Raw genomic sequence first — 15,180 nt, 5'->3', positions numbered from 1 at the left:
GCAATCATCGGCGGATTACATGCCATTAATCTATCGTTAACCTAAAGGTATAAACATCACTGATAAATAACCGCACATATCGATAAAAAAATCGAACACGTCAATTTTCCATACTGACCCTACGGCTATACTTCTGTACCTATAAAGGAGCAGTGATACTTTTTCGCCAGCCCGGCGGCGAAATACACTAAAACTGGAGGAATGTCGTGCAAACTTTTCAAGCCGATCTCGCCGTAATTGGCGCCGGCGGGGCAGGCCTTCGTGCCGCTATCGCCGCCGCTCAGGCCAACCCCAACGCTAAAATCGCCCTGATTTCTAAAGTCTATCCGATGCGCAGCCATACGGTCGCTGCAGAAGGGGGGTCCGCAGCCGTTGCCCAGGATCACGATAGCTTTGAGTACCATTTTCACGACACCGTCGCCGGTGGCGACTGGCTGTGCGAACAGGATGTCGTCGATTACTTCGTGCACCACTGCCCAACGGAAATGACCCAGCTGGAACAGTGGGGATGCCCATGGAGCCGCCGCCCCGACGGCAGCGTCAACGTCAGGCGCTTCGGAGGCATGAAAATCGAGCGCACCTGGTTTGCCGCCGATAAAACCGGCTTCCACATGCTGCATACCCTCTTCCAGACCTCCCTTCAGTTTCCCCAAATTCAGCGCTTTGATGAACATTTCGTCCTCGATCTGCTGGTCGATGACGGGCAGGCCCGCGGCCTGGTGGCGATGAATATGATGGAAGGCACCCTGGTGCAGATCCGTGCCAACGCGGTGGTGCTGGCCACTGGCGGCGCCGGACGCGTCTATCGCTACAACACCAACGGCGGGATCGTCACCGGTGACGGAATGGGTATGGCGCTGGGTCACGGCGTGCCGCTGCGCGACATGGAATTCGTTCAGTATCACCCGACCGGCCTGCCGGGCTCCGGGATCCTCATGACCGAGGGCTGCCGCGGTGAAGGCGGGATTCTGGTCAACAAAAACGGCTACCGCTATCTGCAGGATTACGGCATGGGCCCGGAAACCCCGCTCGGTGAGCCGAAGAACAAATATATGGAGCTGGGTCCACGCGACAAAGTGTCCCAGGCTTTCTGGCACGAGTGGCGGAAAGGGAACACCATCCCGACGCCGCGCGGCGATGTGGTCTACCTCGATCTGCGCCACCTCGGCGAGAAAAAACTGCTGGAGCGTCTGCCGTTTATCTGTGAACTAGCGAAAGCCTACGTCGGCGTCGATCCGGTGAAAGAGCCGATTCCGGTGCGTCCGACCGCGCACTACACCATGGGCGGTATTGAAACCGATCAGCAGTGCGAAACCCGGATCAAAGGCCTGTTTGCCGTGGGCGAGTGTTCGTCCGTCGGTCTGCACGGCGCCAACCGTCTGGGCTCCAACTCGCTGGCCGAACTGGTGGTCTTCGGCCGCCTGGCCGGGGAGCAGGCCATGCAACGCGCCGCTCAGGCGGGCGAAGCAAACGGCTCCGCGCTCGATGCGCAGGCTGCCGATGTGGAGCAGCGCCTGAAAGATCTCGTCAACCGGGAAGGTAATGAAAACTGGGCGAAAATCCGCGACGAAATGGGACTGTCGATGGAGGAAGGTTGCGGCATCTACCGCACGCCGGAGTTAATGCAGAAAACCATCGACAAGCTGGCCGAATTGCAGGAGCGCTTTAAGCGCGTGCGCATTACCGACAACTCCAGCGTATTCAATACCGATCTGCTTTACACCATTGAACTGGGACATGGTTTAAACGTTGCTGAATGTATGGCGCACTCGGCCATCGCTCGTAAAGAATCGCGCGGTGCGCACCAGCGTCTGGATGAAGGCTGTACCGAGCGTGACGACGTCAACTTCCTCAAGCACACCCTCGCCTTCCGCGAGGCCGATGGCACGACCCGTCTGGAATATGGCGATGTGAAGATCACCACGCTGCCGCCGGCAAAACGAGTCTATGGCGCAGAGGCGGAAGCGGCTGAGAAGAAGGAGACCACCCATGGCTGAGATGAAAAACCTGAAAGTCGAAGTGGTGCGCTACAATCCGGAGGTCGACACCGCACCGCACAGCGCATTCTATGACGTGCCCTATGATGAGCAGACCTCGCTGCTGGACGCGCTGGGCTACATTAAAGACAACCTGGCGCCAGACCTGAGCTACCGTTGGTCCTGCCGAATGGCAATTTGCGGCTCCTGCGGCATGATGGTCAACAAGGTGCCAAAGCTGGCCTGTAAAACGTTTCTGCGCGATTACACCAAAGGCATCAAAGTTGAGGCGCTGGCCAACTTCCCTATCGAGCGCGATCTGGTGGTGGATATGACCCACTTTATCGAAAGTCTGGAGGCCATTAAGCCCTATATCATCGGCAACAACCGCACACCGGACCAGGGGCCTAACAAACAGACGCCGGCCCAGATGGCGAAATACCATCAGTTCTCCGGCTGCATCAACTGCGGGCTGTGCTATGCCGCCTGTCCGCAGTTCGGCCTGAATCCGGAATTTATCGGCCCGGCGGCGATCACCCTCGCCCACCGCTATAACGAAGACAGCCGCGACCACGGTAAAAAGGAACGTATGGCGCAGCTTAACGGCCAGAACGGCGTCTGGACCTGTACTTTCGTGGGCTACTGCTCGGAAGTGTGTCCGAAGCACGTCGATCCGGCGGCCGCGATCCAGCAGGGCAAGGTGGAAAGCTCGAAAGACTTTCTTATCGCCACCCTGAAACCACGCTAAGGAGTGCATTATGACGACGAAACGCAAACCCTACGTGCGGCCGATGACCTCCACCTGGTGGAAAAAGCTGCCGTTTTATCGCTTCTACATGGTGCGGGAAGGCACGGCGGTACCGACGGTATGGTTTAGCATTGTGCTGATTTACGGGCTGTTTGCCCTCAAGCACGGCGCCGAAAGCTGGGCGGGATATATCGGATTCCTGCAAAACCCGGTAGTGGTGATCCTCAACCTGATCACCCTGGCGGCGGCGCTGCTGCACACCAAAACCTGGTTTGAGCTGGCGCCGAAAGCCGCCAACGTCATTATCAAAGGCGAAAAAATGGGGCCAGAGCCGGTCATTAAAGGGCTCTGGGTGGTAACGGCGGTGGTCACGGTGGTGATCCTGTTTGTTGCCCTGTTCTGGTAAGGAGACTCAGATGATTAATCCCAACCCGAAACGTTCCGATGAACCCGTATTCTGGGGGCTGTTTGGCGCAGGCGGCATGTGGGGCGCGATTGTCGCGCCGGTGATGGTGCTGCTGGTGGGCATCCTGTTGCCACTCGGGCTCGCCCCGGCCGACGCCTTCAGCTATGAGCGCGTACTGGCCTTTGCCCAAAGCTTCATCGGCCGCGCATTCATCTTTCTGATGATAGTGCTGCCGCTGTGGTGTGGGCTGCATCGTATTCATCACGCCATGCACGACCTGAAAATCCATGTACCAAACGGTAAGTGGGTCTTCTACGGCCTGGCCGCAATCCTCAGCGTTATCACTCTCGTTGGCGTACTGTTTATCTGATCCTGCAAGAGCCCGGCTGCATTTCTGCTACCGGGCTCGCTTCATAGAAAAATCTTGCCGCCTTTTCCCTGCCGGACTCTACACTTAGCTTAAAAGCCAGCAAGGAGCATGCCATGCGTATCCTGCCGATAATGACCGCGATTGCCGTCTCGTTCCTGTCTGTCGCCTGCAGCTCTCCCACCCCGCCGCCGGGCGTCACCGTAGTCAGCCCCTTCGATGTTCAGCGCTATCTGGGTACCTGGTATGAAATCGCCCGCTTTGACCACCCTTTTGAGAGTGGGCTGGAAAAGGTCACGATCGCCTGGCACCCCCGTGATGACGGCGGTCTGGACGTGACCAATAAAGGCTATAACCCCGACCGCGGCATGTGGCAGAAAACGGACGGGGTGGCCTACTTTACCGGGGAGCCCAGCCGCGCCGCGCTGAAGATTTCCTTCTTCGGCCCTTTCTACGGCAGCTATAACGTCATTGCGCTGGATAAGGAGTATCGTTACGCGCTGGTCTGCGGCCCCGATCGCGATTATCTCTGGCTGCTGGCCCGGGCGCCGACCATCGCCCCCGAGGTCAGGCAGCAAATGCTGGATATTGCCACCCGACAGGGCTTTGATGTCAGCAAACTGGTCTGGGTCAATCAGCGCTACAACTAGTGGGCACTGAGCTTCAGGCCAATAATGCCAACCACGATGCAGGCGAGGCTCGCAATACGCATGGCGCTGGCCGATTCCCCTAACAGGACGATACCGGTCACGGCGGCGCCCACGGCGCCGATCCCGGTCCAGACCGCGTAGGCGGTACCAACCGGCAGGGTTTTCATCGCCCATGAGAGCAGCGCCATGCTGGCCACCATCGCCACGATGGTGATAACGCTGGGAACCAGGCGGCTAAAGCCATGGGTATATTTCAGGCCGACGGCCCAGACCACTTCCAGCAGGCCAGCGATAAACAAGACTATCCAGGACATAAGGCTCCTTTGCTGGGGCCGTCCCCGGATGAGAAACGCTTACGGGTCGTCCCGCAAGGTGTATGAAAAGTCGTGATGAGTATAGCCAACAGAATGGGGGAAGTGAAGAACGGTACGGCGTATAACCGTACCGTCGACGGCGTTTATTGCTGAGCTTTGGTTGCCGCGCCAGAGATTGCGTTGCCGCCGTCTGAAATATCCTCACCAACGCCACGTGTGGTGTTACAAGCGGTCAGTGCCGAAGAGAGGACCAAAACCGTAAAGAACGCTGCAATCGTTTTTTTCACCATAATGTCATCCTTAGTGTCAGTTTTGTTTTCATGCTCTATAAGCATAGACAAACCGTCCAAAGATGAAGGGATCTTTGCGATTTTTAAGAGAAAAGGAATATTCGTGGAGGAAGCTGGCGCGCCAGGAGGCAACCGCCACTAGCAAAACGGAAGGAAATTTAGCTCACGGCGTGAGAGATGGCGTGGCCCAGGCCCTGAATATCTTCACCCACTCCGCGGGCGGTGTTGCAGCCAGCCAGTAACGCGCTGCTCAGAAACAGTAACACCAGAAGTTTTACGCTGCGCTTCATGTCTCGTGTTCGTCGTACCTGTGCGTAAAGAGCGGCGCAGCACGGAGGCTGCGCCGGTCATCATGACGCGAAATTACTTCACGCGGGATACGTATTCGCCAGAGCGAGTATCCACTTTGATCACTTCGCCAATCTGAACGAACAGCGGAACCTTAACCACCGCGCCGGTGGACAGGGTCGCTGGTTTACCGCCGGTACCCGCGGTGTCGCCTTTCAGACCTGGATCGGTTTCCACGATTTCCAGCTCAACGAAGTTCGGCGGGGTGACCGCGATCGGCTGGCCGTTCCACAGGGTCACGATGCACTCAGCCTGATCCAGCAGCCACTTAGCGTTGTCACCGATTGCTTTCGCGTCAGCAGACAGCTGCTCGAAAGTTTCGTTGTTCATGAAGTGCCAGAACTCACCGTCGTTGTACAGATAAGTCAGGTTCATATCGACAACGTCCGCGCCTTCTGCGGAATCGGTAGATTTGAAGGTTTTCTCAACACGGGTACCGGTCAGCAGGCGGCGCAGCTTAACGCGTGCAAACGCCTGGCCTTTACCTGGTTTAACGAATTCGCTGGCTTCTACCGCATAAGGTTCGCCATCTAACATGATTTTAAGACCAGCACGAAAATCGTTGCTATAGTAAGTCGCCATAAGGCCCTCTGAAATTGTTTAACTGGTAGCTAAGCCACAAAATGGCGCATATTGTAACCCTAAATACCCCATCCAGAGAAGATTGGATAACGCAACTTGCCAATGTTGTGACCAGTCCTGATGAACTGCTGCGTCTTTTAAATGTAGACGCTGATGAAAAACTACTGGCCGGACGCGAGGCCAGACGCCTGTTCCCGCTGCGTGTCCCGCGCGCGTTTATCGCCCGCATGGAGAAAGGTAACCCTAACGATCCGCTGCTTCGTCAGGTACTTACCGCCGAGGAAGAGTTTATCGTTGCCCCCGGTTACTCCACCGATCCGCTGGAAGAACAACACAGCGTGGTGCCCGGTCTGTTGCACAAATATCGCAACCGGGCCCTGTTGCTGGTGAAAGGCGGTTGTGCAGTCAATTGCCGTTATTGTTTCCGCCGCCACTTCCCGTATGCCGAAAATCAGGGCACCAGGCGCAACTGGCAAACGGCGATGAATTACATTGCGGCGCATCCACAACTCGATGAAATCATCTTCTCTGGCGGCGATCCGCTGATGGCGAAGGATCATGAACTCGACTGGCTAATGACCCAGTTGGAAGCCATTCCGCACGTTAAGCGCCTGCGTATTCACAGCCGCTTGCCGATTGTGATCCCGGCACGCATCACCGAGACGCTGGCCAGCCGCTTCCAGCGTTCGTCGCTGCAGGTAATTCTGGTTAACCACGTCAATCACGCGAATGAAATTGACGATGAGTTTCGCGCGTCGATGGCCATGCTGCGTCAGGCGGGCGTCACGTTGCTCAACCAGAGCGTGCTGCTGCGCGGGGTGAACGACAACGCGCAAGCGCTGGCCGACCTCAGCAATGCGCTGTTCGACGCCGGCGTGATGCCCTACTACCTGCACGTGCTGGACCGGGTACAGGGGGCGGCACACTTTATGGTCAGCGATGATGAAGCACGTGAAATCATGCGTGAGCTATTGACCCTTATCTCCGGCTATATGGTGCCGAAGCTGGCGCGAGAGATCGGCGGCGAACCCAGCAAGACACCGCTGGATTTGGGCCTGAAGCAGCGTTAATGCTTCCGAATCAGTATACAGCAGTAGCCTTCTTCTAAAACCGAACAACATACCCAGCCTCCAAGAATACTGGAGGCTGGATATAAAAAGATACACATGACGATAAATGATAAGGAGCATTCATTTATCCAACATAATTTAGCTATACTTCAATAAAAATCAAATATACCTAACACATAAAAAAACTATATTGATTATAGCCATTACGGCTACAATAACAAAGGTCCACAATGATAGTTGTAGTGATGTTAATCCATTGATCCTGAAAGTTTTCTTTACGCTATTTTGTACTTCAGCATCATCGATTTTGGCTATATATTTATCATTTATTATTCGCATGCTTGCGTCGGTACTTAACGGTTGAGCACTATTGAACTCGTTCTGCAGTGTAACTTGTCGGATTACGGTTCCGGTAGCAATGACGAAGCCACGTTGTCTCACCGTAACAACAACATCCTGAGTCAGTCCCGCTCTGAGCAACGATTTCCTTAGTAAGGAGATATTTTGATAAAAAGTATTTTGCGAAACAACGACACCACGCTCTTTCCACACAGCGGATAAAAATTCATCTCGGGAAATAATGTTTCCATTACTTTCTAAAAGTAGTTGTAAACATCGGGCTGTGGGGGTATTTAACGTAATGGCTTCATGGTCTTTCCCCGCTACTGGCTGAAGCTCATTCACGTCCATATTAAAAATAACCTCATCATTAATGATGTATGAATTAAATGTCATAAAGCATTTCCATATTCTTTATTTATCGGAGAAACCAATTATTCTCGTATAATTCACAGAAAAAAACAGATGCGCCAATCCATATAAAAAACTAATCTTCTTCAGAATCCCAATGTTACCCATTAAAAATATAAATCTGAAAAATATATACGCCCATGATAAGAGCTTCACAAGCTCACGTCATTTTACGATCTAATCTCATTCAATACAAAAGAAATGTAAATTTATGCATAATTCATATGCACTTCATAGTTAAAAACAGTAAATTAATACAACGTCCGCCAAGATGTAAAGTCCGGCGGACATGTTACAAACATCATATAATTTTCTCTTGCTGTCAGAAAATTATCTTCGAATCAATAACAAAAGTGGAAGCTCATGGCACGAAAGCTCTATCGCAAGGAAGCGATTGAATATAAGAAATTACACTGGAAAGGAAAAGCATTATTACTGGCAGGTATGCCTGTGTGGCTTATCGTAATTCTGTCAAGTTGTTTTCTTATCGCACTCATCTCGACCCTTATCCTATGTACATTCACCCAACGTATAGATGTGCGAGGGGAAGTCATTACACTACCGCATTCCGTTAATGTCTTTGCACCGCAGCAAGGCTTTGTCTTAAATCAATATGTTAAGGTCGGCGATATAGTCAAAAAAGGTCTAAAATTATATGAAATAGATATTTCCCGTAACACCACTAACGGTAATGTGAGTCTTGCTCAGACAGCCGTCATAAATGAAAAGATCACTAATGCAGAGAGCATTATTACAAAACTAATTCGCAACAAAGATGAAACATTGAATGCATTAGACACACAACTAAATACGATTAAAAAGTCTCTTAGCGAAACAACCTCAATGCTTGCCAACACGCAGGCAGGGTTGAATAAAATGCATCAGAATCTTTCAAGTTATGATAAGTATCTGAAAGAAGGTCTAATTACAAAAGATCAGTACAACTATCAGCACTCACTTTATTTTCAACAGCAAAGTGCGTATCAATCTCTGGTAAGCCAAAAAATGCAACTGGAATCTCAGATAACCCAGTTCACTAGTGATAAAGTCACCAAGGCGGCAGATTTTGATAATCAAATATCAAACCAACAAAATCAAATTAATGATTATAAAAATCAACTTGTTGAATCCGATGCAAAAGGCAATGTCATCATCAAGGCTACAACGGATGGAAGAATCGAATCGCTAGCCGTAACCAAAGGGCAAATGGTTGATAATGGAAGTAGTTTGGCACAAATAAAGCCTACAGGTAATGTGGAGTACTATCTCATTTTATGGTTGCCAAATAATAGTATTCCATACGTAAAACCTGGGGATACTATCAACATCCGTTACGATGCCTTTCCTGCAGATAAATTTGGTCAATTTCCAGGAGAGGTAATATCGATATCATCTATGCCTGCTTCACGACAGGAAATGTCAGAATATACTAACGTCAATAATGGCACTAATCAACAAGAGCTCGCACTATATAAAACGATTGTAAAAATCAAGCAAAAATCCTTTAGTTACAATGGAAAAACATTGTACTTATCTAATGGATTAAAAGCTGAAGCTGTTGTTTTTCTTGAAGAACGTCCGTTATATATGTGGATGTTTACTCCGTTTTATAAAATTTCTCAAAGTGTGAGCGGCCCAATTAATGAATAAAAAACTCTTTGAAACGATTATTGCAAAGTTAAATTTTTCTCTGATTAAGAAAACACCGGTAATTTTACAATCAGAATCAGCGGAATGTGGTATTGCTAGCCTGGCAATGATCTGCGGGCACTATGGATTAGATATAGATTTATTTAATTTCCGCCAACGCTTCGGCAGCCCATCGCAAGGCGCTTCACTGCTGCATTTAAGCAAAACGGCCGAGCGTGCAGGCCTTAAAAATCGCGCGCTTTCATTAGATTTAGATGAAATAAAGCAGCTAAAGCTCCCTTGTATTCTCCATTGGGGAATGAATCATTATGTCGTTCTAACGAAAGTACGAAAATCTAGCTATGTTGTGCATGATCCTGCTTTGGGTAAACGTATAATTGGTTTGCAGGAGATGTCTAATAATTTCACCGGCGTGGCTCTGGAACTTTGGCCCGATCAGAACTTTCAACAAGAAAAGGCAAAAGCACGCTTACGTTTATTAGACCTGATGCGAAACATTGTCGGATTAAAATCTGCATTAATTAAAATCTTCGCATTCTCTGTCGTAATCGAAGCCATTGGCCTTTTACTCCCTATTGGTACCCAACTTGTCACAGACCATGTCATCATGGCCCATGACCAGAGTCTGTTATCCGTCATTTGTATAGGACTGGTCTTTTTCACTCTCTTCCGTACCTTTGTCAGTATGCTAAGGGCATGGACCTCACTGACTCTCAATACTCTGACCAATATTCAATGGAAAACGACATTGTTTGATCACTTGACAAGTTTGCCGTTATCCTTTTTTGAAAAACGGCATCTTGGTGATATCCAGTCACGTTTTACTTCATTGGATACTATCCGATCAACGTTCACTAACAGTATTGTCAGTGGCATCATTGACTCGATCATGACAATTGGTCTGTTAATTATGTTAACTCTTTACGGCGGCTGGCTAGTATGGGTGGTTGTCGGATTTACGCTTTGCTACGCCATTATGCGCCTGGCGACATACCGTTTTTACCGTCGGGTAGCAGAAGAGCAAGTCATTAAAGGAGCCCGCTCGAGCTCTCATTTCATGGAGTCACTTTATGGAATATCAACGATTAAAGCTCTTAATTTAAAAGAGCGCCGTTCGCAGCATTGGCTTAATATTAACATTGATGCATGTAATGCAGGAATTAAACAAACTCGCTTTGATATGATGTTCAGTGGCATAAACACCTTCATATCATCTATAGATCAAGTTGCTATCCTATGGTTAGGCGCCATTATGGTGATTGATAACAACATGACGTTAGGTATGTTTATGGCGTTTAACTCTTATCGTGGGCAGTTTTCTCAAAGAGCATCTAACTTGATAGATCTCTTTATGCAACTGCGAATGTTATCATTACATAACGAGAGACTATCTGAGATTGTTTTCAGCGAACCCGAGAAAGAGCTCCCAGCACGTCGAGTTTTCGATGAGAATAGTGGAGTGAAGCTGGAGATCAAAAATCTCAGTTATCAATATGACCCGTTCTCGCAACCTATTTTTTCTAACTTTAACCTGCAGGTTGAGCCAGGAGAATCTATTGCGCTTGTTGGACCTTCAGGTGTCGGTAAAACGACTTTACTGAAAGTGATGTGTGGTTTGTTATCTCCAACGTCAGGTGAAGTAATTGCCGATAATCTTGACATTTATAAAATAGGGCTTAATAACTACCGTTTGGGGACTGCATGCGTCCTACAAGAAGATCGTCTTTTTTCAGGGTCAATTAGCGATAACATCAGCGGATTTGAAGATAATGCGGATGAAGAGTTAATTGTTGAGTGTGCCCGACGCAGTAATATTCATGATGAAATCATGAAAATGCCAATGGGTTATGAAACAATGATAGGTGAGTTAGGACTGGGGATTTCAGGCGGCCAAAAACAAAGACTCTTGATTGCCAGAGCGCTTTACCGCAAACCGAGTATTTTGTTTATGGATGAAGCAACTAGTCATCTTGATTTGAAGAATGAAGCTGCCATAAACCAATCTATTGCTAGTCTAAGCATAACCCGAGTCATTGTCGCGCATCGTCCTTCAACGATAGCGTCTGCAGACCGGATAATTGATCTTTCTCAGTATGGAAAGCAAGCATCATAAACTTAATAATGGAAAAGGATAACCATATGATAAGTACTGTGCTAGGTTTTAACACCGCAATCATAAAGCAAAATGATAATTTTCTTGCTCTGGCGCTGAAAATCAAAAAAGAAGACAACACATGTCGAACATATTATTTACAATATACGACATTAGCTGATTTGTTAATTATTTTAAGAAATCAATTACACAGGGTAGCTCATCGATTGTTAGAACATGGTGAAACCTATCGGGATCAGCTGCATGAGCAGGCAGAGATTTGTATAAAAAACATTCCAGAAATAGATACTAACGAAGTACAGATGCCTGAACCTGAGAGAAGAATCGCGTCATTAACGCTCAAACCAGGAAAATCGGACTCAACGCTGATCGCCATGCTTCAATCAGAGCAAATTGAAATTATCACAATTGATGACACGCAAGCGGAGGTACTTCTACTTGCAATACGCCAGGCATTTTTACACGCTGATGCCGAAGATTTTCTCAACCTTATAGATTCCACTACAGATTTTGTGATGCTGTATGCAGTGCAAATTATGGAAGATACTCGTTTTAACTATGAATATTTTGAACACGAATTATGGAAACAGAATCTATTTTCTCACCATCTCGCGGTACTTTATTGTTATGAAACCGAAAATGGTAAAAAAATTCTCTCCGGAGCCGTAATTAAAACGAATGCAGTTCATCCTTCTGAAGCAGAAAATAGTATCACTATACGCATCAATGAACAGTGTCCAAAATTAAGGGTAGTAAATGAAAAGTATTCCTTGTGCGAGATATTCAGTAAAGTTATTCCGACTGTTGGCAACATGGATAGTTTGGAAGCCTGTCTGCATCCATTAAAGACATTTTTTATTGAGCAACAGGCAAAACTTGAGATTTAAGGGAAAAGCTCTCCTTCGAAGAAGGAGAGCCAAATCGAAACGATTAGTCTGGGCACTTATAAACCTGACCATTCATCTCACTATCCGTAGGTACGAAACTGGAAAGTAGCCCTTGAGTTGGGCTGCTCACCCCATAAATCACGTTCCCCCCCATCGCGGCAGCGTGATTTCGCAGGGCATTTGCAGCCCCCCGCATCGAGCCACCCTCATCACCGTTTTGCCCAGAGAGCCAGTTGCTTTGTTTCCCCGTCGCGGTACCTAACAACTGGCATTCAGTACCTGGTTTCTCCTGCACGAAGCGTACCGCCTCCCCTCCTGCGGTCAAATCACTGCTCGAACTGCATCCTGCCAGCAGTAGCGAAGCCCCAATTATCACTGCAAAATATTTCACCTGCATGTTGCTCCCCATAATCATTTAGTTGGGCACACTAGCCTCACATCTACAACTTATACTAAAAAGATGATCAAATTGAAATTATTAATCTATCGTAAAGAGCGGTGTGTGCCTTCCGGACACCTGTCGCAGTGTATGGCAGCCATCTGAGCATAAAGATAGGCGATATCGCTTGATACCTGGCATACTTTTCGTGCTATAACCCACTGTAAAACATATTATTTCTCTAAAAACTGGCATTTTGAATTTTTTCCAAAACACCAAATATTAAGAACTCACATAATCTTTGTTTTTTAATGTTCATGACAAAAATATTTTATTCTTTCTTGAGCGAATAAAGATACATCAATAAAATGATACAAACAAAATAAAACCACCTCATCAATAATAAATCAAAGCATTGTATTCTATGAACAAATAAATTCGATAAATTTCACACTCTCACGTAGTAAAAGTCACATCAAATTCATTACGTGACCTCACCCATTGTGCATTACTTTCGTTGCGCTGTGGAACACTCGCCAACGCGAAGGTCCACTGCAGGCAAAGGGAAATAAGTGTGTGTTGTATCAGTATGCTTAAAACTCCTGCGCTTTTAGAAGTTAACTGGTTTTTAAAACTATCATCTAGAAATGAAATAAGGAATTTTCAAATGAATAAACGTATTATCGCAGCACTGATCGCCGCAAGCGGCCTTGTAGCATTCAATGCTAGCGCTAACGATGGCACCATTAACTTTATCGGTGACATTACTGATGGCGCATGTACTGTCGATGTACAAAATACTGGTTCTTCTACCGGTCAGGTTACTCTCGGCTCTGTACCAAAATCTGCATTCTCTGGCGTCGGTTCCACTGCAGGTAACGGTTCTGGTCTGGCTGCGATCACTATCTCCCTGTCAGGTTGCCCGACTACCAAAACCGACGCTTATGTGACTTTTGACGGCGACTATTACAATGGGCTGAATGACTACCTGAAACTGACCGGTTATGGTAACACTGGTGTTGCAAAAGGTGTTGCCATCCAGCTGATGGATTCCAACAACAATCACCTGAAACTGGGTGAGAAATCTGCTGCAATTCCGCTGACAGCTGGCGCCGCAGATGTTGCATTTAAAGCAACTTATGCACAAGTTGAAAGCACCGTTGACGCTGGTACTGCAAATGGCGTTGCGACCCTGCTGGTAACTTACTAATTATCAATGCCTCTCATTTATATGAGAGGCATTTTTATATATGGTGCATTATGCGAATCTTAAATTCATTGCTATCCATTATACTCCTTTTTTCTACCTCTCTCGCCTGCTACGCAGGAGTACAGGTCGGAACGACTCGTATAATTTATGCAGAAGGTAAAAAGGAGGCGAGCGTATCCCTTGATAACCTGGACAGTACTCCTTATCTAATTAAGTCGTGGATTGAAAATAATAATAATGCTGGGACTCACTTTTTAGTTACTCCCCCACTCTTCCGTCTGGAAGGTAAACAAAAAAATGTTGTCAGGATCTTTAAGCTTGATGGCGTTTTGCCTGCCGATCGTGAGTCACTTTTCTTTTTTAATACGACGTCAATCCCAGCCAGTACGACAGATGCCGATCGTAATACGTTGCAAATTGCAGTTCGTACCAGACTTAAGCTCATTTTCCGCCCGAAAGGACTAAGCGATGACGTGCCAGTAAACCATGCTAAAGAATTATCATGGTCAAAAAATGGCAATCAGATTATCGTCAAAAACCCGTCAGCTTTTTACATTAATTTCATGTTTATCAAGGTGAATGGTCAATCAATAGTCATGAAAGATAAAAACTTCGTTGCACCATTCTCCTCAGCAAGTTACTCATTGCCTGCAGGTAGCGGTGGGAAAGTAGAATGGAAAATCATCAATGACATGGGTGGCCAAAGCGACCTTTATCAAAGCAGTTTCTAGTTGAGCTTGATGCATAAAATATAATTATATAAAACCCAAGGACGAGGTAATGATTAAAAAATTCAAATTATCTCCATGCTGTTTAGCTCTTATAAGTATCGGCGTGTTAGCCATATCTTCTGAGCTACATGCAAGAGAATTTTTTAACCCAGCATTTCTTACCGATCTAAACGGTTCAGACGTGAGTCCGGACCTTTCGGCTTTTGAAGTGGCAAATTCTCAGGCCCCTGGGAAATACCGGGTTGACATTATCATCAATGGTACCGTCGTCGATACCAAAGATGTTGATTTCTTTTCTACGGCAGAACAAAAAGCAAGCTATCTTAACGAGGCGGGAGAAGAGCTTAAACTATACCCATGCTTATCAACAGAGGAATTAAGTGGTTATGGTATTAAGGTAAAAGCAATCTCTTCATTAAAAACAAACGCTAATGGTTGCGTCATTATCAGTTCCATTCCAGAAGCCTCTGTTGATTTTAACTTTAACTTACAGAAGCTTGAGTTAAGTGTTCCGCAGGCCGCAGTATCCTCAACGGTTCGTGGGTATGTTTCACCTGATGAATTTGACAATGGTATTAACGCGTTCTATTTAAATTATAGATATAATGGAACCAGTAGCTATGCACGGGATAACGGATTATCAGATCAAGAGAACCATAGTGTCAACTTACTACCAGGCTTAAATATCGGACCATGGCGTATTAAAAAC

18 protein-coding genes are annotated in these 15,180 nt (G+C 47.3%); 12 read left to right on the top strand and 6 right to left on the bottom strand.

Annotated features, from left to right (window positions below; translation table 11 throughout):
• Positions 1-206 precede the first annotated feature (206 nt).
• From frdA to ACKLKD_RS20170, 5 genes are all read left to right on the top strand, one after another.
• A complete protein-coding gene (frdA, locus tag ACKLKD_RS20190; RefSeq protein ID WP_025712610.1) occupies positions 207-1,997 on the top strand; it encodes a fumarate reductase (quinol) flavoprotein subunit in 1,791 nt (596 codons plus the stop codon).
• On the top strand, positions 1,990-2,724 hold the full coding sequence (frdB, locus tag ACKLKD_RS20185; protein WP_004177729.1) for a fumarate reductase iron-sulfur protein: 735 nt from the start codon (positions 1,990-1,992) through the stop codon (positions 2,722-2,724). Before frdA ends, frdB begins: the two co-directional genes overlap by 8 nt.
• Before the next feature lie 10 nt (positions 2,725-2,734).
• Complete coding sequence (gene frdC / locus ACKLKD_RS20180; RefSeq protein WP_002885530.1) at positions 2,735-3,130, top strand: fumarate reductase subunit FrdC; 396 nt, start codon at positions 2,735-2,737, stop codon at positions 3,128-3,130.
• A gap of 10 nt (positions 3,131-3,140) precedes the next feature.
• Positions 3,141-3,500, top strand: coding sequence for a fumarate reductase subunit FrdD (gene frdD, locus ACKLKD_RS20175; RefSeq protein WP_002885526.1), 360 nt, complete (start codon positions 3,141-3,143; stop codon positions 3,498-3,500).
• A 113-nt stretch (positions 3,501-3,613) separates the two neighbouring features.
• Positions 3,614-4,147, top strand: a complete 534-nt coding sequence (locus ACKLKD_RS20170; protein WP_025712609.1) for a lipocalin family protein — start codon at positions 3,614-3,616, stop codon at positions 4,145-4,147.
• On the opposite strand, the gene sugE is transcribed toward ACKLKD_RS20170, so the two are convergent.
• From sugE to efp, 4 genes are all read right to left on the bottom strand, one after another.
• Complete coding sequence (gene sugE, locus ACKLKD_RS20165; RefSeq protein WP_025712608.1) at positions 4,144-4,461, bottom strand: quaternary ammonium compound efflux SMR transporter SugE; 318 nt, start codon at positions 4,459-4,461, stop codon at positions 4,144-4,146. The two genes, ACKLKD_RS20170 and sugE, sit on opposite strands and share 4 nt — an antisense overlap.
• Before the next feature lie 143 nt (positions 4,462-4,604).
• On the bottom strand, positions 4,605-4,751 hold the full coding sequence (gene ecnB, locus ACKLKD_RS20160; RefSeq protein WP_002885518.1) for a lipoprotein toxin entericidin B: 147 nt from the start codon (positions 4,749-4,751) through the stop codon (positions 4,605-4,607).
• A 158-nt stretch (positions 4,752-4,909) separates the two neighbouring features.
• Positions 4,910-5,041 (bottom strand): entericidin A/B family lipoprotein, encoded by a 132-nt coding sequence (locus ACKLKD_RS20155; protein ID WP_002885511.1) that lies wholly within the window; start codon positions 5,039-5,041, stop codon positions 4,910-4,912.
• A gap of 73 nt (positions 5,042-5,114) precedes the next feature.
• Positions 5,115-5,681, bottom strand: a complete 567-nt coding sequence (gene efp / locus ACKLKD_RS20150; protein WP_004206421.1) for an elongation factor P — start codon at positions 5,679-5,681, stop codon at positions 5,115-5,117.
• 41 nt (positions 5,682-5,722) lie between these two features.
• On the opposite strand from efp, the gene epmB reads away from it, so the two are divergent.
• On the top strand, positions 5,723-6,751 hold the full coding sequence (gene epmB / locus ACKLKD_RS20145; RefSeq protein ID WP_042929404.1) for an EF-P beta-lysylation protein EpmB: 1,029 nt from the start codon (positions 5,723-5,725) through the stop codon (positions 6,749-6,751).
• 159 nt (positions 6,752-6,910) lie between these two features.
• On the opposite strand, the gene ACKLKD_RS20140 is transcribed toward epmB, so the two are convergent.
• Positions 6,911-7,486 carry a winged helix-turn-helix domain-containing protein gene (locus ACKLKD_RS20140; protein WP_025712605.1) on the bottom strand — a complete coding sequence of 192 codons (576 nt, stop codon included), beginning with the start codon at positions 7,484-7,486 and terminating at the stop codon, positions 6,911-6,913.
• Positions 7,487-7,864: 378 nt separating this feature from the next.
• On the opposite strand from ACKLKD_RS20140, the gene ACKLKD_RS20135 reads away from it, so the two are divergent.
• Genes ACKLKD_RS20135 through yjeJ form a run of 3 tightly spaced genes read left to right on the top strand, consistent with a single transcriptional unit; the run spans position 7,865 to position 12,151 of the window.
• Positions 7,865-9,151 carry an HlyD family secretion protein gene (locus tag ACKLKD_RS20135; RefSeq protein WP_087805743.1) on the top strand — a complete coding sequence of 429 codons (1,287 nt, stop codon included), beginning with the start codon at positions 7,865-7,867 and terminating at the stop codon, positions 9,149-9,151.
• On the top strand, positions 9,144-11,264 hold the full coding sequence (locus tag ACKLKD_RS20130) for a peptidase domain-containing ABC transporter (RefSeq protein WP_080897633.1): 2,121 nt from the start codon (positions 9,144-9,146) through the stop codon (positions 11,262-11,264). Before ACKLKD_RS20135 ends, ACKLKD_RS20130 begins: the two co-directional genes overlap by 8 nt.
• 26 nt (positions 11,265-11,290) lie before the next feature.
• Positions 11,291-12,151: a YjeJ family protein gene (yjeJ, locus tag ACKLKD_RS20125; protein WP_025712602.1), complete on the top strand. Its 861-nt coding sequence runs from the start codon at positions 11,291-11,293 to the stop codon at positions 12,149-12,151.
• A 43-nt stretch (positions 12,152-12,194) separates the two neighbouring features.
• Here the strand turns inward: yjeJ and ACKLKD_RS20120 are convergent, their stop codons facing one another.
• Positions 12,195-12,548, bottom strand: a complete 354-nt coding sequence (locus ACKLKD_RS20120) for a DUF4156 domain-containing protein (protein WP_025712601.1) — start codon at positions 12,546-12,548, stop codon at positions 12,195-12,197.
• Between the two features lie 649 nt (positions 12,549-13,197).
• Between ACKLKD_RS20120 and ACKLKD_RS20115 the strand changes: the two genes are divergently transcribed.
• From ACKLKD_RS20115 to ACKLKD_RS20105, 3 genes are all read left to right on the top strand, one after another.
• Complete coding sequence (locus tag ACKLKD_RS20115; RefSeq protein WP_025712600.1) at positions 13,198-13,740, top strand: fimbrial protein; 543 nt, start codon at positions 13,198-13,200, stop codon at positions 13,738-13,740.
• A gap of 50 nt (positions 13,741-13,790) precedes the next feature.
• Entirely contained in the window at positions 13,791-14,471 is a 681-nt protein-coding gene (locus ACKLKD_RS20110) for a molecular chaperone (protein ID WP_025712599.1), read from the top strand.
• A 49-nt stretch (positions 14,472-14,520) separates the two neighbouring features.
• A partial coding sequence (locus ACKLKD_RS20105; RefSeq protein ID WP_420061984.1) for a FimD/PapC N-terminal domain-containing protein occupies positions 14,521-15,180 on the top strand: 660 nt, incomplete at its 3' end.

The organism is Klebsiella sp. 10982 (assembly GCF_048589245.1).
GTDB lineage: Bacteria > Pseudomonadota > Gammaproteobacteria > Enterobacterales > Enterobacteriaceae > Klebsiella > Klebsiella quasivariicola.
The sequence above is the reverse complement of the archived record's forward strand: the minus strand, read 5'-3'. Positions and strand labels throughout refer to the sequence as shown.